16 protein-coding genes are annotated in these 18,459 nt (G+C 51.0%); 2 read left to right on the top strand and 14 right to left on the bottom strand.

Annotation, left to right across the window (positions count from 1 at the left end):
* Positions 1 to 30: 30 nt before the first annotated feature.
* The 5 genes from DYD62_RS12745 to DYD62_RS12725 form a co-directional block, all read right to left on the bottom strand.
* Positions 31 to 678: a lysophospholipid acyltransferase family protein gene (locus DYD62_RS12745; protein ID WP_115227685.1), complete on the bottom strand. Its 648-nt coding sequence runs from the start codon at positions 676 to 678 to the stop codon at positions 31 to 33.
* Positions 679 to 696: 18 nt separating this feature from the next.
* Positions 697 to 1,647, bottom strand: a complete 951-nt coding sequence (locus tag DYD62_RS12740) for a phosphatidate cytidylyltransferase (RefSeq protein WP_233702912.1) — start codon at positions 1,645 to 1,647, stop codon at positions 697 to 699.
* Positions 1,644 to 2,243 (bottom strand): CDP-alcohol phosphatidyltransferase family protein, encoded by a 600-nt coding sequence (locus DYD62_RS12735; RefSeq protein ID WP_115227684.1) that lies wholly within the window; start codon positions 2,241 to 2,243, stop codon positions 1,644 to 1,646. Before DYD62_RS12735 ends, DYD62_RS12740 begins: the two co-directional genes overlap by 4 nt.
* Before the next feature lie 489 nt (positions 2,244 to 2,732).
* A complete protein-coding gene (locus DYD62_RS12730) occupies positions 2,733 to 5,366 on the bottom strand; it encodes a cytochrome c peroxidase (protein ID WP_115227683.1) in 2,634 nt (877 codons plus the stop codon).
* A gap of 192 nt (positions 5,367 to 5,558) precedes the next feature.
* Positions 5,559 to 6,710 carry an NAD(P)H-dependent flavin oxidoreductase gene (locus DYD62_RS12725; protein ID WP_165928631.1) on the bottom strand — a complete coding sequence of 384 codons (1,152 nt, stop codon included), beginning with the start codon at positions 6,708 to 6,710 and terminating at the stop codon, positions 5,559 to 5,561.
* 191 nt (positions 6,711 to 6,901) lie between these two features.
* Here DYD62_RS12725 and DYD62_RS12720 point away from each other — a divergent pair, with 191 nt between their 5' ends.
* On the top strand, positions 6,902 to 7,480 hold the full coding sequence (locus DYD62_RS12720) for an ATP-dependent Clp protease proteolytic subunit (protein ID WP_115227681.1): 579 nt from the start codon (positions 6,902 to 6,904) through the stop codon (positions 7,478 to 7,480).
* 51 nt (positions 7,481 to 7,531) lie between these two features.
* Here the strand turns inward: DYD62_RS12720 and DYD62_RS12715 are convergent, their stop codons facing one another.
* Positions 7,532 to 7,846, bottom strand: coding sequence for a DUF2325 domain-containing protein (locus DYD62_RS12715; RefSeq protein ID WP_115227680.1), 315 nt, complete (start codon positions 7,844 to 7,846; stop codon positions 7,532 to 7,534).
* Positions 7,847 to 8,020: 174 nt separating this feature from the next.
* Here DYD62_RS12715 and DYD62_RS12710 point away from each other — a divergent pair, with 174 nt between their 5' ends.
* The gene (locus DYD62_RS12710) at positions 8,021 to 8,509 is read left to right on the top strand and encodes a GNAT family N-acetyltransferase (RefSeq protein ID WP_115227679.1); all 489 of its coding nucleotides are present in this window, start codon (positions 8,021 to 8,023) and stop codon (positions 8,507 to 8,509) included.
* Positions 8,510 to 8,514: 5 nt separating this feature from the next.
* Here the strand turns inward: DYD62_RS12710 and DYD62_RS12705 are convergent, their stop codons facing one another.
* The 8 genes from DYD62_RS12705 to DYD62_RS12665 form a co-directional block, all read right to left on the bottom strand.
* On the bottom strand, positions 8,515 to 8,940 hold the full coding sequence (locus tag DYD62_RS12705; protein WP_115227678.1) for a DUF3299 domain-containing protein: 426 nt from the start codon (positions 8,938 to 8,940) through the stop codon (positions 8,515 to 8,517).
* A gap of 223 nt (positions 8,941 to 9,163) precedes the next feature.
* On the bottom strand, positions 9,164 to 10,042 hold the full coding sequence (locus tag DYD62_RS12700; protein ID WP_115227677.1) for a metal ABC transporter solute-binding protein, Zn/Mn family: 879 nt from the start codon (positions 10,040 to 10,042) through the stop codon (positions 9,164 to 9,166).
* Positions 10,043 to 10,222: 180 nt separating this feature from the next.
* The gene (locus DYD62_RS12695) at positions 10,223 to 11,086 is read right to left on the bottom strand and encodes a metal ABC transporter permease (protein ID WP_115227676.1); all 864 of its coding nucleotides are present in this window, start codon (positions 11,084 to 11,086) and stop codon (positions 10,223 to 10,225) included.
* Entirely contained in the window at positions 11,086 to 11,877 is a 792-nt protein-coding gene (locus DYD62_RS12690) for a metal ABC transporter ATP-binding protein (RefSeq protein WP_207916408.1), read from the bottom strand. The genes DYD62_RS12695 and DYD62_RS12690 overlap by 1 nt, the downstream gene beginning before the upstream one ends.
* 297 nt (positions 11,878 to 12,174) lie before the next feature.
* A complete protein-coding gene (gene alaS / locus DYD62_RS12685) occupies positions 12,175 to 14,802 on the bottom strand; it encodes an alanine--tRNA ligase (protein ID WP_115227674.1) in 2,628 nt (875 codons plus the stop codon).
* Between the two features lie 564 nt (positions 14,803 to 15,366).
* The gene (locus DYD62_RS12675) at positions 15,367 to 16,557 is read right to left on the bottom strand and encodes a multidrug effflux MFS transporter (RefSeq protein ID WP_115227672.1); all 1,191 of its coding nucleotides are present in this window, start codon (positions 16,555 to 16,557) and stop codon (positions 15,367 to 15,369) included.
* 241 nt (positions 16,558 to 16,798) lie between these two features.
* Positions 16,799 to 17,437, bottom strand: coding sequence for an NAD(P)-dependent oxidoreductase (locus DYD62_RS12670; RefSeq protein WP_115227671.1), 639 nt, complete (start codon positions 17,435 to 17,437; stop codon positions 16,799 to 16,801).
* Positions 17,438 to 17,461: 24 nt separating this feature from the next.
* Positions 17,462 to 18,091, bottom strand: a complete 630-nt coding sequence (locus DYD62_RS12665) for a DsbA family protein (RefSeq protein ID WP_115227670.1) — start codon at positions 18,089 to 18,091, stop codon at positions 17,462 to 17,464.
* Between the last annotated feature and the right edge of the window lie 368 nt (positions 18,092 to 18,459).

The raw sequence follows: 18,459 nt of genomic DNA, 5'->3' as shown, positions 1-18,459 counted from the left end.
GTTTATGAGTTGGGCAGTGCGTGCTTGGCGCTATTGCGGGCCGGGAGCGGAGAGCATGGTTTTTTGCTTTAAATTAAGCAGGGCGTCTTTGATGGAGGCCCGGAACAGCGCTTTTTCGGGCAGCCAAGGCAGAGCGCGGCCAATGGCGATATCTACAAAAAAAGGAATAGGGAACCATTGCCCCTTGCCCATCGCGCGGCCCAGCCCGTTTAAATAAACCGGCACAACCGGTATCTGCGGAAAATCACGATATAAATACCAAATGCCAGATTTGATTTCGGAAAGCATTTCTGGCTCGCCGCGTGTGCCTTCAGGAAATAAAATCAGAATTCGCCCTTGGCTGAGCGCTTCTTTACAGCCCAAAAGCGGATCAAACCCAGCGGCTGCCCCGCCTCGGACCACGGGGATAATGCCCACGACCTCGGTGGCAAACCAGGCAAACAGGCGGTTTTTTAAAAAATAATCGGCTGCGGCGGCAGGCTGTACATTAGAAATAAGCGCCAAGGGAAACAAGCTGTATAAAGCCAGAATATCCAGGTGGCTATTATGATTGGCCAGCACAATGGCTGGACCTTTTAAAGGCAGGCGTTCCTGATGCCGCACGGTGACACCAAACCACAGCCTGACAAGAGGCCTTGCCAAGAGTAAGACAAACAAGATTCTTAAAAAACGCTTCATATGCTTTGGTGATTTGCCTCAGTAATATAAGTAATGGGTGTAATGAAAAAACAGGGGCGCGGTATAGGTTAGAGAATCCAGCCGGTCTAAGATGCCGCCGTGCCCTGGCAGTAAGCGGCCGGAATCCTTCACTCCGATATCACGCTTGACAGCTGAAATCACAATATCGCCAATAAAGCCCATTACACCAATCAGTAAACCGGCTAATGCCGCGTGCAGCGGGGAAAAGGGCGTGAGCAAGGGCCCAAGCAGCCAGCCTAATAGGCAGGTGGTGAGCGCGCCGCCCAGAAAGCCTTCCAGTGTTTTATTGGGGCTGACTTTGGGCGATACCTTATGCTTGCCCAATGATTTCCCCCATAAATACTGAGCCACATCATTAAGCTGAGTGAGCGCCACTAAATAAAACAGCAGCATAGGGCCATGTTCTGCCTTGCCGATGCCGGTTAAAAGGGGTAGGGCGAGCACGGCGCCCATATGGCTTAAGCAAAATACGCAGATCATCAGCCCCCATTGCAAGGAGGCGGCGGCTTTTAGAAAGCCCTGGGTTTCACCGACTAAAACCATACGCATTGGCACAAATAAAAACACATAAACGGGAATAAAAATAATAAACATCCCGTACCAATGAATACCCAGCCAGTAGTATTGCAGCGGAATACATAAATAGGCCCAGAACAGCACCACATGGTCGGCGGTGCGCGTAGAGCAAAGCGTCAGGTATTCCTTCAACGCAAGGAAGCTGACCAGCCCAAGCACAACGAGGGCAATGGGCATATTGCCCAGCAGCGTTAAAGAAAAACACGCCACAATCCACCACCAAGTGCGGATACGCAGCTTCAGCTCCAGCCAGTTTTTTTGTGGGTAGCGCTTACCTAAAACAAATAGGGTAAGGCTGGCTGTAATCAGCAGGGCAAATACGCCTTCTAGGGCGGTAATGAGTGCGGGGGGTAAGAGCAGATTAATCATCATGACCTAGCCAATATTCCTTTAGCGCGGTTTATACAAGTCCACAGCATCATCCCCGCCGTGATCGCAAACAGCGCGCTGGTCCATGAGGAAAGCGCAGGAAAAAATCCAAAAAAGAGTGCAAAGCCACCGTAAACAAAGGCCCGGTCGCTTTTACCCATGGGCCCGTCGTAGCGCCTAGCTGCGCCCATTGAGGGGCCAAGTACGCCAATAAACTCGGTTAAAAACGCCAGAAAAACAGCCAAAATAATCCATGCAGGCTGATTACTGATCAGACAAAAAGGCAGGTAAAGCGCGATATCAGAAACCACATCGCCTACTTCATTCAAAATACCGCCCAAGGCCGATTGCTGATTGAATTCGCGCGCCAGCATCCCGTCTATTGCATTAAGTGCCATCCGCAACAGCAAAAATAAGGGCAGGATTAGCCAAGGCAGGCGGGAGTCAGATTGCAGGCTCAGCCAAAGGCCCATCAAGATGGAAGCCATCATGGCAAACAAGGTGACTTGATTGGCGCTGATACCCAAGCGGGCGATCAGGGTGCACAGTGGCCTGAGCAGAGATTGAAACCGGGATTTTAATTGATAGATGCTGGGCATTTGAGTGCGGTGAGGCTCGGTTTATTGAGTGCTGAATAGATAAAACACGCATTGTGTTTTTGTAAGCTTTGTGTATGTTTGCACCTAGTTTGAATGTAAATTATTGTCTATGCAACTGTTTTTATGCACTATTTTAAGCGAGCTTACACCCAGTATTTGCAGAATGATGGCAATAAGATATTCATTGTATGGCTGGATAAGGGACGGTCTGTTTAAGACAAATAGCCGAATCAGCGTATTTATCTAGGCCTTTTGATTAGGAGGGCATATCAATCTCAAGTTGCGGCGTGAGTGCCGCTATTTTGGGCTTTCATTGCAAAGCTTGGCTGCGCTGTTACGCCCACTTTTAACACTTGGTTCTTTAGTAGGCAGAATCGAGGCAGATAAATGATGGCTAGCGGTGAGTAAAACGTGGGATGAGAAAGTATTTATAAAATGACCAATAGGCATGCCATATTGGCATGCCTTTTAATCTTTTAAATCATGGCTTTATTTTTGAAACAATTCTTTTTCTGAAGCAGGGCGCGTTCTTGGCTGGGCCGAGATGGCTTTCATAAATTCAAACAGTGCGTTGATTTCATTTTTACTCAGCCCGAGTGATTTAATCTCTGGTGAGGTTTTAGGAAAGTCTGGATTAAATTTATCTAATCCCGTGGGCAAGGTTTGCACCATCCCTGCGTTATACATGGCTAAAACGCCCACGCCATTCCCCATTGAGAACAAGCCATTGTGCATATAATTGCCGCTGTAAATAATATCGCGCAGCATTGGCGTGCGGAATTTTCCGATATCGGCCGGGTTGTTCGTGACGTTATAGCGGCCCAAATCTTCTAATTCACGGCCGTAATAATGCAGGCCATTGCTGTGATATTGGTTGTCCGACATTAAAGGTGTGTTATGGCAATTAATGCAACGTGCTTTGGTGCGGAATAATTGCAGGCCCCATAGTGCGTCATTGCTCAGCGCCTTGCGATCGCCTTTTAAGAAACGGTCGAAATCACTCTCTTGGCTGGTGATAGTGCGCTCAAAAGTAGCGATGGCTTTGGCAATGCGCTCAGCATTAATGGTTTGATCGCCAAAGGCTGCGGTAAACAGCGCGGCGTATTCCGGAGCTGCGGCAATCTTGTAAGCTGTCTGGCTCAGGCTCTGGTGCATTTCCAGCGGATTACTGATCGGGCCGGTGGCTTGCTCTTCCAGCGATTTGGCGCGGCCATCCCAGAATAGTTCTTTGACGTAAGCGGTGTTGATAATGGTCATCGCATTACGGCTGCCCAGCTGGCCCACATGGCCTTCGGATAATTCTTTCGGATCGCTCCAGCCATTTTTAGGGTCGTGGCAGCTGGCGCAAGAGATTAAGTTATTCCGTGAAAGCCGCGGATCAGCAAAAAGCTTTTCACCCAGCGCTACTTTCTCTGGAGAATAGGGGTTATTCGCAGGGAAGCTTGGTGCGGGCAGCAGGCCTAAATCGGCAAAACCTTCCTTGGTGCTGGCATCTAGCGTGGGTGCTGGCCAGTTGGGCTGGGTGCTGCTGCCCGGCTGGTAGCGTGAATACTGATCGCGCCAGCTGGCAAGCTCTGCCTCGCTTGGGCGCGTGTTCGGGCTGCTTGGCACGCGCTCAAAGAAGGGGCGGGCGGTCTGGGAAATCAGCACAACGCGTGCCGCAGCCGGGTTTTGGGCGTTGGGCGAGTTGGCAGAAATACTGCTGAGCTGATCGGTGGTGCCAACCCAATAGCTGGCTTTGTTATCCAGATAAGGCATGGCCTGGCGCAGCTCTGTGTTTTCTGTATCCAGCGCCATGGTAAGGATTTTGCTCATTTCGGCGCTGGTGGGTAAGCGCCAGTTGCTTACGCCACACGCACCTGCATTGCTGGTAGCCAGCAGTGTTTTAACTTGCTCCGGGCTGAGGCTTTGATTGGCGGGCGCGTTTTTATCTGAAGGGGTGAGCAGGCGGATTTCTGCTTTTTGCTTGTTGGCCAGCAAAGCCCGATCGTTGATATCTACGCAGGCATAAGGCTGGCCAATTTTTGGCAATTTGCCTTCATTTGTCAGCGGAATATAGTTTGGGTCTTCTTGATCTTCTTTACTTGGCGCATCAGGAATCATCGGGCCGCGCACCAAGCGCAGCGCACCGTAACGCTCTTTGGCCAGTATCGTTGAATCGAGTGTTTTATGCGTGTCGTTAAACCATACCGCTAGAAAGCCATGCACTTTTCTGAGCGTGTCGCTCCAGTAAAATGTCGGCTCCGCATCAGGAAATGCACGTCGGTCAATCGCGGCCAGCTGCTTGCCCGCATCGTACTGCGAAGGATCGAGCAGGGTTTTTAGCTCGGCTTCGCTTGGGGTGCGCCAGTCTTCAAAGCCGCATAGTCTGGCCTCGTTTACTTTTTCGCTGTAATCCCCTGCAGTGCAGACTTCTAAGCTTGCATCGCACTGGCCTTCATTGCTTGCACCTCGCACCATGGCGGGTAGGTAGCGGTGTTTGGCTGCACGTAAGCCATCGATGGTTTTAACTTCCCAGCTTAAACCCGTCTGGCTATCGGCCACGCAGCCTGCGCGAGTGGCTTCATCGCTCAGTGTTGCACCGCTTACGGCATCTTTGCGGGTATAGCGCTGGGTGGGCTTCACACCGCTGATGGCCTGCATGCTTAGATTATAAAACTGACGCGCATATTCAGCACTGACCAGCGTATGTGCTACGCCGCTGGCATCGAGTAATTCTGAAATATTTGCAGACTGAATGGTCTGGGTTTTAACAAAGCGTGCCGCATCGCTGGCGGTAATCTGAATGCCATTGTTGCCGTTATCGTCTTCATCTAGCGTAAGCAAAAGCTGCATGATTTTATGTGCGCCCGCTTCGCTTCCGGCCAGACTTAGCGGAGTGATGGCGGCTCCTGCTGCCACCTTACCTAGTTCCAGCGCGCCTATACGAAATGTAATGTTTTCACCTTCAAGATATTGATACTCGCCATTGGCCGTCGTGCGGCCATGCTGGCTGGGCGTATCGTAATCAAGGCCGGAGATGTTTTGTAAGCTGCCTGTTTTGATTTCTGGTGAAGAATCGCTGCTGCAGGCGGTGATAAAGGAGAGTGAACAGAGGAGGAAAGCGAGGTGACGCAGTTTCATTGTGGAATACGAATAATTATCAATTCAAGATTGTACGCCGTAGATATTCTATTTGGCTATTGATTTGTAAGTTAATGGCTGGTGAATGGGCGAGAATCTTACAGGTGTAAGGGATGCATGCCAGTATGCGTGTTGGGGATTTAAAAGAGTGCAAGTGGTTTTTCCTGCACTCTTTTAATGGCAAGGCTGGATTTATGCTGCGGCCATTCTGCCGCTCATTAAGTAATCGATCAACTCACGAACGGGGCGTATGGCTTCTCCGAAGGGGAGGCTGCCGTTGCCACGGAAAAACAAACCTTTATCGATTTCACCATGCATGGCGGATGCCAGCTTCAGGTCGATGCAAAATTGGCCGACCTTATTGAGGCCATCACGCAGGCCGCAGTGGCTCAGGCAATCCATGCGTTGGGTACAGCGGCGTGGGTCGGCTTTGGCAATGGCTTGCAAATGGCTTTCGCGGCGTAAATATTGTTTCATCCAGGGGGTGGCAACGGCACGGGCAGGTAGGCCGGCTACGCTGACAAACTCGGCCAGATCGCTGGCTTTAGCATTGATCAGGGTTTGTTTAAAGTTGATATGCGCATCGCCTTCTTCACATACGGCAAAGGCCGTGCCCAGCTGTACTGCATCGGCACCATTTTTGAGCCAGTGGCTGACTTTATCGTGGCTGTCTATGCCACCTGCCACAATCAGCCGGGGGGCGTCACGACCTAGGCCCAGCTCGGCAAAGAGGGCATGGCAATCGGCCAGCACCTTAGCAAAATCAAAGCGCACATCGTGTATATCGCTGATACGGGCCGCACCTAAATGACCGCCGGCATGGCCTGGATGCTCGATCACAATGGCATCGGCCTTGCGGCCTTTTTTCAGCCATTTTTTTAAAATAATCGCCACGCCACGCGCATCAGACAAGATTGGGATAAGGGCCACTTTGGGGTGGTCGCTTGTCATTTCGGGCAAATCAATCGGCAGGCCCGCGCCCATCACAATGGCATCTGCACCGCTTTCACAAGCTTGTTTTACAAGGGCAACGTGATCCCGCACGGCTTTCATAACATTCACTGCAATCATGCCACAGCCATTGGCGATTTCTTTTGCGGCGCGAATTTCCCTGTCAAGTGCGGTTAAATTGGTTTTGTCGATCAGGTCAGCATCAAGGCAGCGATGCGTTTGGGCCAGCAAATCAGGGTGATGTTGGCGTAAATCTACACTGGCTATGGTGCCGAGGGCATTTTCTTTAGCAACGGCTCCGGCCAGTTTATGCGCCGAAATACCCACGCCCATGCCGCCCTGAACAATCGGTAAGAGGCTGCGGTCAGAAATCTGAAGTGGTTTAAAACTCATTATTTTTATCCTTACGTAGGTAGGGACCAGCTTATGCGCTCTGTGTGTTTACGTATTGCTCAGGGTCAAGTGTGTCTGTTGCAGTGGGATTTGCATGTGCGCATCAGGCTAAGGGATAAATCGCCCAATGTTTGCGGTTTCAATTATGATAACTGTGGGTCTTTGTAAGTTTATTCACTTAGGGGCATAAGATGGCTGAAGAAGCAGCGGTAGCAGGGGGCTCGCAAGATGCTTTTCTGGAAGAAAAAGCGTTCGAATCTCGTTTTGTTTTTATTATTGGCACCATTAATGATGTTTTAGCCAAAGATACGGCGCGGCGCCTGATTGCTTTAGCTACCGAATCGGCCAAGCCCATTAATGTGTTGATCTCGTCCCCTGGCGGCCATGTCGAATCGGGTGATGTGATTCACGACATCATCAAATTTATTCGCGCGCCGGTGAATATGATAGGCAGCGGCTGGGTCGCCAGTGCAGGAGCGCATATATTCCTTTCTGTGCCAAAAGAGCGAAGGGTATGCCTGGCAAACACGCGTTTTTTGATTCACCAGCCCAGCGGCGGCATGGGTGGGTCTGCTTCTGATGTGGAGATTCAAGTTAAAGAAATTATTCGTATGCGTGAGCGGATTGCTGCTGTGATTGCTAAAGAAACTGGCCAGAGCCTAGAAAAAGTGCTCAATGATATTGAGCGCGATTACTGGATGAATCCGGAAGAAGCGATTGAATACGGCCTTGTTTCACGTGTGATTCAAAGCCACGCGGATTTGGAATAATCGCCAGCTTGCTAGCAACAGCCCTCAGTGATTACTGAGGGCTGTTGTTTTTTAAGCATGGGCAGGCAGAGTCATCTGGCTAAATGCCGGGCAGTTTTGTAGAGATTGTTGCAGGGCTGTTTGTGACCTGCGGCAGGCCACAATATGCATACGATTTGCGACGGCTGCAGCACGATAGTTTTTCATGACGTTATGGCCTAAAAAATCGGTAAATAAAATCATGATATCCATCTCTTTTAGGCAGCCGGGCTTGCGCTGATGCGATGGATTTCTGCCGGTAATATGTTCGCCAATTGTAATGCCATACAAGGCAAGTAATTTTGGAATATGGCCTAGGTGATCGGCACCTACAATATATGCTTGCATATCTGCCCTTTATTCGAAAGGTATGCAGTGAGCGTAGCAGTTCTTTATATCTCTATTTAGACTATTAAATTTGATTTATATATCGTTATGTAATTTGCATGGAGTGGGTTTACAGCTTAGCTGTGTGCATGGGGCGGGAGGTTTGCATATACTGAATTTAGCTTGGAGGAAGCCATGTCTTATTTGCATATTCGTAGCTATCGTCCCGAGGACGCCCCTCAATTGCATCATGTCTATTACACCAGTATTCATCAGTCCTGCCAGAATGATTACACACCGGTGCAGCTGGATAGCTGGGCACCAAAGGCTTTTGATCCTGTGTGCTGGGGGAAAATTCTTGAGGGGCTAATGCCAAGGGTGGTGGAGTGTAAAGGCCAGCTGGTGGCCTATGCCGATTTACAAAAAAACGGGCTGATCAGCCACTTTTTTGTGCATGGTGACTGGCAGGGCAAGGGCATTGGCAAACGTCTGCTCAGACATCTGGAAGACCGTGCGTTTGAAAAGAATCTGCCGGAAGTATCCAGTTTCATCAGCATCAGCGCCCAGCCTTTTTTTCTGGCGCATGGCTTTACCTTTGACCATACGCTTTCAACTGAAGTGCGTGGGCAGTGGATTGAAAACGCTCTGCTGCGAAAACGAATTCTGCCGCCATCCCCGCTGTAAAGTGCTCAGCGCTGAGAGGTGCTGTCCAGCCGGTACAGTAAGCCCATTTCCTGAGCAATTTTAAATTTTCCCTTTATTTGCATTCTGTCTGTACTCACTTTAACCGGCCGCTGGCTGTTCACCAGCACCATTTCATCTGCGCCGCCGGGCATACAGGTGGCACAAGTGGGCTGCTTTGCAGACAAAATAAAGCGTCGTACTTTCTCTCCAGATTGCAGTGGAAACATAAACCCTGCCAGCCTGATGTCTTTTTGCTCCAGCGATTTGATGGCTGGATCAAAGGTGGTTTCTGTTTCCCCAAATAATCCCTGCTTGATTTCAACCTTGGCTAATAGTGACCAACTCACTAGATTGTCTTCGGCATTAAAAGCCAAAGACGCGAGCAGGCCCGCTAAGGCGAGCAGACTAAGAGGAAGAATGAGTTTATGCATGCTTGGGGCGCTTATTTGGCCATCTTATAAAAGGGCTTTAGCCCGCCTTGCTCGCGAGCTAAACCTTAAACCACAGAGTAAAACGAGAGTACAGAGGCCATCGAGAAAAGCATCGGATCAATTATTTCTTTTGTGAAACGCTGTGTTCTCTGTGGTTCGAAGTTTGCTCACGTAGTTTAAAGCTGAAGCGTCTTTATAATCATGTAAGTTGAATAGGGTCGGCTTATTTTAAAGCATCCAAAATCGCCTGCGTATTGTGGCTGAACATAGCCAGCCAGCTGGGGGCGTTTTTAGACAGGGCATCGGTATAAAGTGCCGGGCCAACTTTGGCCTGAGTCTCGCGGGCGATTTGCTCGATCAGCTTGGGGTTGCTGATATTTTCGGCAAATACAGCGCGGATATTATTGTTGCGGATTTCACGAATCAGCGCGGCCATCTGGCGGGCGCTGGGCTCGGCTTCAGTAGAAATGCTTTGCAAAGGCAGCAATTGCAGCTGATAACGCGCACCTAAATAGCCAAGTGCATCGTGTGAAGTCACCACTTTGCGTTTTGCGGCCGGAATCGCTGCAAAAGCGGCACTGATTTTTTGATCAAGCTGAGTAATTTGCGTGGTAAAACGCGCGGCATTTTGTGCGTATTCTGTCGCGCCTGCTGGGTCTGCCTTACTTAATGCCAGTTTGATTTCTTCAACCATTGATACCACAGCACGTGGATCATGCCAGGCATGCGGGTCGGTGTGGCCATGCTGGTGGCCTTCATGTCCGTGATCATCCGCCATTTCGCGCGGCTTGATGTTTTTGCTAACGGTAATGACTTGCCCTTTATAGGCCGAAGCCTGCTCAACGCGCTTTAACCAGCCCTCAAAGCCCAGACCATTCACAAAAAAAAGTGAGGTTGCGGAAAGTTTTTTTAAGTCTGCAGGCCTAGCCTGCCACACATGCGCATCTTCATCCATGCCCACGAGGCTGCTGACTTCCACGCGCTGGCCGCCCACTTCCTGTACCAGATTGGATAGCACGCTAAAACTGGCCGCGACTTTAAGCGGCGCGGCTTGGGCAAGGCTGCTGGCAGCCAGCAGCAGGGCGAGTAAGTGTTTATGCATGGGGAGTGTCCTTCTTTTGTGTGGATTGTTTTTTTAAGTGCCTTCGGCACGTTGATTTTGGTGCGGGAGCCCCCGCGCGGGCCTTCCTTTCTTGTGTGGCCAAGAAAGGAAGCGAAAGAAGGCCTCCCCGGCGTCTGCGCCCCGCTTCGCGTGGTTCAAGATCTGGGTTTTGCTATCCATCTAAACCGCATGGTGCCTCGCTTTTCGGCGGATAAATAAGCCGAAGGGGGCGAAGAGGAGCGATAAGCAGTACAGTCCGCCAGCGATCAGCACAATGGCCGGGCCTGAGGGTAAATCCCATTGGTAAGATGCGATCAGGCCCGCGATGCAGGCAAATAATGCGACCAGCCATGAAACTGCAAACAACATTGGTAATCGTTCTACCCACAGCCGGGCGGTAGCGGCGGGGAGCATCATCAATCCCACGGCCATCAGCGTGCCCATGGCCTGAAATGCGGCCACAAAGTTGAGTACGGCAATCACCATAAAGCCAATATGAAAGCGCATGCCATTGCCGCTGGTGGCGGCGATAAAGCCAGAATCGGCGCATTCCAGCACAATGCCGCGGTATTCAATGGCCAGCCAAAGCAGGGTAATACTGGCCACGCCACTCACAATCAGCAGTGAGGGGTCGTCAATGGCCAGTACCGAGCCAAATAAAAGGTGGATCAGATCGACGCTGCTGCCCCATTTAGAAACAATCAGCACGCCAATGGCCAGTGCCAGTAAATAAAATCCTGCAAAGCTGGCGTCTTCATTGAGGCGCGATTTTCTGGCCGCCACGCTGGCGGCAAGGGCAACCAGCAGGCCCGCGATCAGGCCGCCGCCGGCCAGCCAGGGCAGGGTTAGGCCGCCAAGTAAAAAGCCAATCGCAGCACCAGGTAGAACGGCGTGCGACAGGGCATCGCCAAACAAGGACATACGCCTGAGTAGCAGTAAGACGCCAACAGGGGCGCAGCCCATGGCCAGCGCCATGCTGCCAACCAGTGCGCGGCGCATAAAGGCAAATTCGCTGATTGCAGTGATGATTTCAAATTGAGCCATTATTCGCATACCTCGCACCAGGCCGCATCATTGCGCCAGTGCTGAGCGCGGCGATTGGCTTCGGCCAGCAGCGGTTCAGTCAGCACCTCAGGCGTGTTGCCCCATGCAATGGCCGATTGGGCCAGCAGCAGGGTTTGCGGGTAATGCGCCCGTACTTGCGAAATATCGTGCAAAACGGTGATCTGTGTTTTTCCCATGCGATGCCACTGATGCTGCACTTCCAAAAGCTTGTCTATGGTATTGCTGTCAACATTGGCAAAGGGCTCGTCCAGCAGCAGCACATCGGCGTCTTCTACAATCAGCCGGGCAAAACGGGCGCGTTGCAGCTGACCGCCGGATAAATTGCTAATGGGGGCATTGGCAAAGTCACTCAAACCAACCTGCTCTAAGGCGCTGTCTGCTTGCTCACGGTCTTGTTTGGATAAGCCGTGCCATGGGCCACACCTCGACCATGCACCGGCTAGGGCTAGCTCTCTGACGGTAAGGGGGAATTGTTTATCCAGTGTTGAAAGCTGCGCCAGAAACGCCACCTTGCCGTGGGCATGGATATGGCCTTCATCCGGCGTTTTGATGCCTGCAAGGGCAGAAAGCAAGGTCGATTTGCCTGCGCCGTTCGGGCCAACGATGGCGGTGTGACTGCCGGTTTCAAAGCGGCCAGAGAGGGAATGTACCGCAGCCCGGTCGCGATAACACAGCGTAAGGTGGTGGACTTCCATCATGCTTGCAAAGCCCAGTCTGTCAACACCCAAAGCAGCAATAATAAAGGCAGCACGCACAGTACTCGCTGCCATGCTGCCATTTCAAATAAACCTTTCACAAACGTATCCTTTTTACTTGTTTTTATTTTTCCTTTTTTACAATAGCAATTTATTGCGCTTCTGTGCAAGTCAGTTGCATTTGAGGTGAATATTACTGACGCATACTAAAGGGATAAGCGATGTTGTTGCTGTATGAAAAGGTTGTTTTTACAACTGAAGCGGCATTTATCCACACGGCGATAGGGTTAAACGATCATTCGTTCTCAGAATGGATAAAAAAGGGCCGCTCGAAGATGAAGAGCGACCCTTTTTTTAAAGCTAATAGCTCGCTTAGAGCTTGCCTTCCAGCCAAGCTGGAACGCTTTCCAGTGCGCTTGGCAGGTTTTCTGGTTCGCTGCCGCCCGCTTGCGCCATATCCGGCTTGCCGCCGCCTTTGCCGCCCACTTGTTGGGCCACAAAGTTGACTAACTCGCCCGCTTTTACTTTGCCAGTTAAGTCTTTGCTGACTCGGGCGATCAGGCTGACTTTGCCTTCTGATATATTGGCAAGGAGGGCGATGCCGCTTTGCAGGCGGTCCATGAGCTTGTCGCTCATTTCACGCAAGACAGCGCCTTCTGCACCTTCCACCACGGCAGCCAGGCATTTGATGCCGTTAATGCTGCGCAGACCACCACCAATCAGGCTGTCGAGCTGGGCAAAGGCCATTTGGCCTTTTAGGCTTTGCACTTCTTTCTGGGCCAGCTTCAGCTCGGCTTGCAGTTTTTCTAGCTTAGCGATTAGCTCGCCCGGCTTAGATTGCGTCATTGCAGCCAGCGCTTTGATTTCGCTGTCCTGTGCTTGCACTAGAGCTAAAGCGGCTTCACCCGTGATGGCTTCAATGCGGCGAATCCCTGCGGCAATGCCTGCTTCGGCCACAATCTTAAATAAGCCGATATCACCCGTGCGACCAACGTGCGTGCCACCGCATAGCTCGGTAGAGAATTCACCCATTTGCAATACGCGTACATCGTCGCCGTATTTTTCGCCAAACAGTGCCATCGCGCCAGCGGCAATCGCATCGTCAAAGCTCATTTCTGCTGCAGAAACGGCGTCGTTACGCATGATTTCTTCGTTCACCAGCGCTTCAATCTGGGCGATTTCAGCTGGGGTGACCGGTTTTGGCTGGCTAAAGTCAAAGCGTGTGCGCTCAAAGGTGACCAGCGAGCCTTTTTGTTCTACATGCGTGCCAAGTACGGTGCGAAGTGCGGCGTGCAAAAGGTGAGTGGCGCTGTGGTTGCGCTGGCTGGCTTGGCGTTTGGCCAAATCAATGCTGGCGGTGACGGCGTCGCCTACTTTTAGGCTGCCGCTATTTACCGTGCCTTGATGACCAAATACATCGGATTTCACTTTTTGCGTGTCAGTCACGTCAAACAGAATATCGCCAGCAGCACGAATGCTGCCTACGTCACCCGCTTGGCCGCCTGATTCGGCGTAAAACGGGGTGTGATCCAGCACAACCACGCCTGTTTCGCCTGCGTTCAGTGCTTCAACCGGCTCGCTGCCACGGAAGAGCGCCAATACTTTGGCGGCTTGGGTGCTTTTGGTGTAGCCGTGGAAACAGCTGGCCTCACCGTCGTATACAAGGCCGGTTACGGCTTTAAATTGACCGGCTGCTTTGGATTGCGCGCGTTGGGTGTTCAGCGCCACTTCAAAGCCTTCCATATCCACGCTGACATTGCGCTCGCGGCAAACGTCGGCAGTTAAGTCGATCGGGAAGCCGTAGGTGTCTGAGAGTTTGAAGGCGGTTGCGCCATCCAATACCGTTTTGCCACCTGCTAGGGCAGTATCGAGCAGGGCCATGCCGTTTTCCAGCGTTTTGGCAAATAGCTCTTCTTCGTATTTTAGTGTTTCTTCGATCAGCGTTTGTTTTTGTACCAGCTCTGGGTAGGCGTGGCCCATTTCGGCTACGAGTGCGGCAACCAGCGTAAAGAAGAAGGATTTCTTTTGGCCCAGCTTATAGCCATGACGCACGGCGCGGCGAATGATGCGGCGCAATACATAGCCACGGCCTTCATTGCTTGGCAATACGCCATCAGCAATCAGGAAGGAACACGCGCGGATATGGTCAGCAATGACCTTAAGCGACGGGGTGGTCTGATTGTAAGGCACGCCCGTTGCGGCCGCTGCAGCTTGCAAAAGGGCCACAAAGGAATCTGTTTCGTAGTTGGTATGTACTTTTTGCAGCACGGCAGACAGGCGCTCCAGCCCCATGCCGGTATCAACCGATGGCTTAGGCAGCGGGTGCATGACGCCGTCTGCATCGCGGTTGAATTGCATAAAGACGTTGTTCCAGATTTCTACAAAGCGATCGCCGTCTTCTTCCGGGCTACCCGGAGGGCCACCCCAGATATGATCGCCGTGGTCGTAGAAAATTTCCGTACAAGGGCCACAAGGGCCGGTGTCGCCCATCGCCCAGAAATTATCTGAGGCATAGGTACCGCCTTTATTATCGCCAATGCGGATGATTTTATCCGCAGACACGCCCATATCTTTATTCCAGATTTCAAACGCTTCGTCATCCGAGGCGTAAACCGTAACTAACAGTTTTTCCTTAGGAATAGCCAGCCACTCTGGGCCGGTCAGAAATTCCCAAGCGTAATGAATCGCATCACGTTTGAAGTAATCGCCAAAGCTAAAGTTGCCGAGCATTTCAAAGAAGGTGTGGTGACGCGCGGTGTAGCCCACATTTTCCAAATCATTATGCTTGCCGCCTGCACGTAAGCATTTTTGGCTGGTGGTGGCACGGGTGTAATTGCGCTTATCAAAGCCCAGAAACACATCTTTAAATTGCACCATGCCGGCCACGGTAAACATGATCGTTGGATCATTACCTGGCACAAGTGGGCTGGAGTTAACAACTTGATGGCCTTTAGAGGCAAAGAAGTCGAGGAATTTCTGGCGGATTTCGTTTGATTTCATAGTGTGTAGGGTCGGTATTCGGTGAATACGAAAGTATTGATTCTAAATGAAAGCCCATCATCAGGGTAGCGCCCTGTTAATAAGGGGGTGAGCTTGCATCTTAGTAGGGGGAGCTGACGGTGTGCTGGCGGTGCTTATATTACTTTGTCATTGTTTTTGCAGGGTGGCGGCTGGCCTGCTTAGTTTTGAAATCTAATGCATCGATTCGCTTTTATAAATTTAGAGTAGGCCCATTTTTAATGCGCATGAATGTGCTAGGAAACAGTATGGGTACTAAGCAAAAAGACCGCCTGCCCGCACTAGGGCTCCTTAGTGCGGGCAATCAGGCCTGCGGCAGCCGGACTCACTCGCTTCGCTCGCTTAAGCAGATTCAAAGAAACCCCGCCTTGTTTCTCGAGTCGTGGCCTCAAGGGGGGGGGCTGAGCCCCATGCAAAGTAATACCGGTCATTTAAGCCGTTTTTGTTTGAGTTCCCCCTTGTGAAAGGGGGCTAGGGGGCGGGCTTTCTCTGTGAGTGCGCTGTCTTTGTTATTGCTCTTAAGGCCTAGGCACCATTTTCTTGATGTTAGCTATTTGCCACAAGTAAACGTGGGTGCCCCACACGATTAAGCAGCCATGCTCCACCACCACAAATCGCCAAAAGGGTGAGCAGGGGAAGGGGGGTGCCGTCGTGCCATACGCCAATCATTAGCCCTGCTAAAGTGGCGCAGCCAAATTGCAGCGTGCCCATCAGTGCAGAGGCAAGTCCTGCTTGTTTGCCATGGTTTTTCATGGCCATTGCACCGGTATTGGGCGTGATAAAGCCGGTGCTGGCAATAAATACAAATAAGCCAATTAACAGGAGTGGGAAATTCAGCAGGCCCGTGATTTGTAAGAGTAATAATCCCAGGCCAGAGAGCGCGGGCAGCCAAAGTGCATGCTTGACAATGGCTTCAGTATTGTTGTTTTTAAGCAAGCGTGCGTTTAGTTGGCCGCTGATAATAAAACCAGCTGCATTAGATCCAAACACCCAGCCGTAGTTTTCTGGAGCCACGCCAAATAGCTCGATAATAATAAAAGGTGATCCGGCGATATAACCAAAAAAGCCACTCATAATAAAAGCGCCGGTCATGGTGTGGTGCATATACTCTTTATCGATTAAAAGCGTGCCATAGCCTTTTAATACCTTGCCTAATTCCAGTGCGCTGCTGTGCTGGGTATCGTGGCTTTCTTTAAAGCTAAAATGCAGGCTCAGTAAGCAGCCAGCAGCAAATAAGGCTTGAAAGGCGAAGATAGAGCGCCAGCCGAGTACGCCAAGCATCCAGCCACCCGCAAGCGGGGCCAGAATTGGGGCAAGACCCATAATAAGCATGAGGGTAGAAAAAGCTTTGGCAGAATCTTGCACATTGCAGCGGTCACGCACCACGGCACGGGCAATCACCATGCCTGAGCAGCCACCTAGGGCTTGTAAGAAGCGCAATACGATCAATTGGTTTACATCGCTTGCAATAGCGCAGCCTATGCTGGCCAAAATATAAACAATCAGGCCGAAATAAAGGGGAGGCTTACGGCCAAAGCGGTCACTAAACGGTCCGTAAATGGCCTGCCCTAAAGCAAGGCCTGTGAAAAAGCTGGCCAGGGTGAGCTGAACCGAGCCGGTATTGCTGCCTAAACTGTGTGCAATAGCAGGAAAGCTTGGCAAATACATATCTATAGAAAGTGGCCCAAGCGCAGTTAGTGCACCTAGTAAAATCAGCCAAGGGGGGAAATAACGCATGCTTCAGGCTTTTTAAAAGAAGATAAGGGTGCGTGATTGTACGCTGAGTTAAGTGCGCACAAATAGCGGGACATTTTATGATTGAGTGACTTAATGATCGTTAATGACGATTGTTTGAATTTTTATACGCCATGCCGTGGATGGCATGGCATTAACTGGCAAACCCAAGAGGCTGCTCACCTTGTTTATTTGGGGTGAGCAGCCTCTTGCTTAGGTCAGCTGGGTAGGCTGAAGCGTGAGCTTAGTAGCCTACGGTGAAGCGTTGACGGCTGTGCTGGGCATTTTCTGCTTCATCGAGCATGGCTACGGCAAAGTCTTCTACCGAGATGCGGCTCTCACCCTGAGCGTCAAGTAATAATTGATCGCCACCTAAGCGGAATTGACCGGTACGTGTGCCCGGCTCTAAATGAGCAGATGGGCTGAGTAGTGTCCAATCCAGTGTGCTTTCTTTACGCAGTAATTCTAGCGCTGTACGGGCACCCAGTGCCGAGCCTTTCCATTCAGCAGGAAAACTAGGGGTGTCTACTACTTGCACGCCAGGGGCGACCTCTAAGCTACCCGCGCCGCCCACAACTAAAAAGCGGGGTACAGCAGATGCTTTTACGCTGTTCAGAATGTGCTGAAAGCCATCTACAAAATATTGATAAACATCGCCTGCCGCATGGCCGCTGAATGCGCTGATCACCAAATCATGGCCCGCTAATTGTGCGCTTAAGCTTGCTTCGTTGTTGACGTCTGTTTTAACGGCTGTGAGGGCTGCGTGAGCAGGTAGTTTGCTGATGTTTTGTACCAAGGCGCTGACTTGATGGCCACGCTCAAGTGCTTCGTTTAAGAGCTTAGAGCCGACATAACCTGTTGCGCCGATGATTGCGATTTTCATGGTGTTTCCTTGTTTGAATATAAGTTAAGAGTGAAGCGGGTGTTGCTTTGCTACAAAATCGATTAAATCTTGCGGGTCCTGGTACATCAAAGCGCTGGGAACAACAGACAGTTGCTCGCCTTTTTGCAAGAGGAGTGTGGGTACACCGCGTAAGCCGTTTTCTTGCATTAGGGCCTGAGCCTTCTGTGTTATAGCGCGTAATTCTTTGGGCCATCCTGCTGCAAAGTCTTGGGCAAATTGTTCGGCATCTAAGCCAAACTCGACTGTCAGCTCAATAAAGGCGGCTGTGTCTTGCGTGCCTTTGGCGTAGCGCAGTTGTTGTACACGGTGCAGTACATCCACCGATTGATCGGGTACGGCCTGACTGATCAGGTAGTAAGCCAGAGTGGAGGCGCTTGAATCAAATGGCGTATCTAGGTCGGCTAAAATTTGTTCTTTATAAGCCTGGCTGAATTCCTGACCTGTCATTTGGGCGATGCGCTGATCGTTGCTCCAAAAGTAGCTTGCCATCTCTGCATTCATCGCTTGAGGATGGGAAAACAGCCCCGTTGGGTGCAGTTGCCATTGCAGCCGGCTGTTTGCTTTTAATGCAGAAAGTGCCGGCGCTGCGCCGTAACACCAGCCACAAAGGGGATCAAATAAAAGATGCAGCATTTTGTGTGTCCTGAAAAATATGCTGCTATCTTGCCTGTGTTGATTGATTAGATAAATACGCCAATTAAGAATTGAATGTTTATAAATATGGAACAATGTAGGATGGAAAGCTTCGGTGTGCGAAGTAAATTCAAAAAGATCTTTTTAGTGCCTTCGGCACATTGATTTAGGTGCGGGCGTCCCGCCGGACCTTCCTTTCTTGCGTCGCCAAGAAACGAAGCCAAGCGACAAACTCACAACCACGAAAGCCCCTCGCTGCGGACAGCGGCGTTGTGTCAACTCGCTTCGCTCAAACACGAATTGACGACAACCCCGCCCCGCTTGTTCCTCGCTCGGCGTGTTTTCAGGGGAGGATAAAAGCCCTGTGC

Source organism: Iodobacter fluviatilis (genome assembly GCF_900451195.1).
GTDB lineage: Bacteria > Pseudomonadota > Gammaproteobacteria > Burkholderiales > Chitinibacteraceae > Iodobacter > Iodobacter fluviatilis.
The sequence above is the reverse complement of the archived record's forward strand: the minus strand, read 5'-3'. Positions and strand labels throughout refer to the sequence as shown.

What these genes read in the sequence shown, in the direction of transcription:
- alaS (WP_115227674.1), bottom strand. Translation starts at nt 14,802, where the DNA reads ATGAAATCAAACGAAATCCGCCAGAAATTCCTCGACTTCTTTGCCTCT.
- DYD62_RS12665 (WP_115227670.1), bottom strand. Translation starts at nt 18,091, where the DNA reads ATGCTGCATCTTTTATTTGATCCCCTTTGTGGCTGGTGTTACGGCGCA.
- DYD62_RS12700 (WP_115227677.1), bottom strand. Translation starts at nt 10,042, where the DNA reads ATGCATAAACACTTACTCGCCCTGCTGCTGGCTGCCAGCAGCCTTGCC.
- DYD62_RS12715 (WP_115227680.1), bottom strand. Translation starts at nt 7,846, where the DNA reads ATGCAAGCATATATTGTAGGTGCCGATCACCTAGGCCATATTCCAAAA.
- DYD62_RS12690 (WP_207916408.1), bottom strand. Translation starts at nt 11,877, where the DNA reads ATGGCAGCGAGTACTGTGCGTGCTGCCTTTATTATTGCTGCTTTGGGT.
- DYD62_RS12710 (WP_115227679.1), top strand. Translation starts at nt 8,021, where the DNA reads ATGTCTTATTTGCATATTCGTAGCTATCGTCCCGAGGACGCCCCTCAA.
- DYD62_RS12740 (WP_233702912.1), bottom strand. Translation starts at nt 1,647, where the DNA reads ATGATGATTAATCTGCTCTTACCCCCCGCACTCATTACCGCCCTAGAA.
- DYD62_RS12725 (WP_165928631.1), bottom strand. Translation starts at nt 6,710, where the DNA reads ATGAGTTTTAAACCACTTCAGATTTCTGACCGCAGCCTCTTACCGATT.
- DYD62_RS12720 (WP_115227681.1), top strand. Translation starts at nt 6,902, where the DNA reads ATGGCTGAAGAAGCAGCGGTAGCAGGGGGCTCGCAAGATGCTTTTCTG.
- DYD62_RS12675 (WP_115227672.1), bottom strand. Translation starts at nt 16,557, where the DNA reads ATGCGTTATTTCCCCCCTTGGCTGATTTTACTAGGTGCACTAACTGCG.
- DYD62_RS12745 (WP_115227685.1), bottom strand. Translation starts at nt 678, where the DNA reads ATGAAGCGTTTTTTAAGAATCTTGTTTGTCTTACTCTTGGCAAGGCCT.
- DYD62_RS12735 (WP_115227684.1), bottom strand. Translation starts at nt 2,243, where the DNA reads ATGCCCAGCATCTATCAATTAAAATCCCGGTTTCAATCTCTGCTCAGG.
- DYD62_RS12670 (WP_115227671.1), bottom strand. Translation starts at nt 17,437, where the DNA reads ATGAAAATCGCAATCATCGGCGCAACAGGTTATGTCGGCTCTAAGCTC.
- DYD62_RS12705 (WP_115227678.1), bottom strand. Translation starts at nt 8,940, where the DNA reads ATGCATAAACTCATTCTTCCTCTTAGTCTGCTCGCCTTAGCGGGCCTG.
- DYD62_RS12695 (WP_115227676.1), bottom strand. Translation starts at nt 11,086, where the DNA reads ATGGCTCAATTTGAAATCATCACTGCAATCAGCGAATTTGCCTTTATG.
- DYD62_RS12730 (WP_115227683.1), bottom strand. Translation starts at nt 5,366, where the DNA reads ATGAAACTGCGTCACCTCGCTTTCCTCCTCTGTTCACTCTCCTTTATC.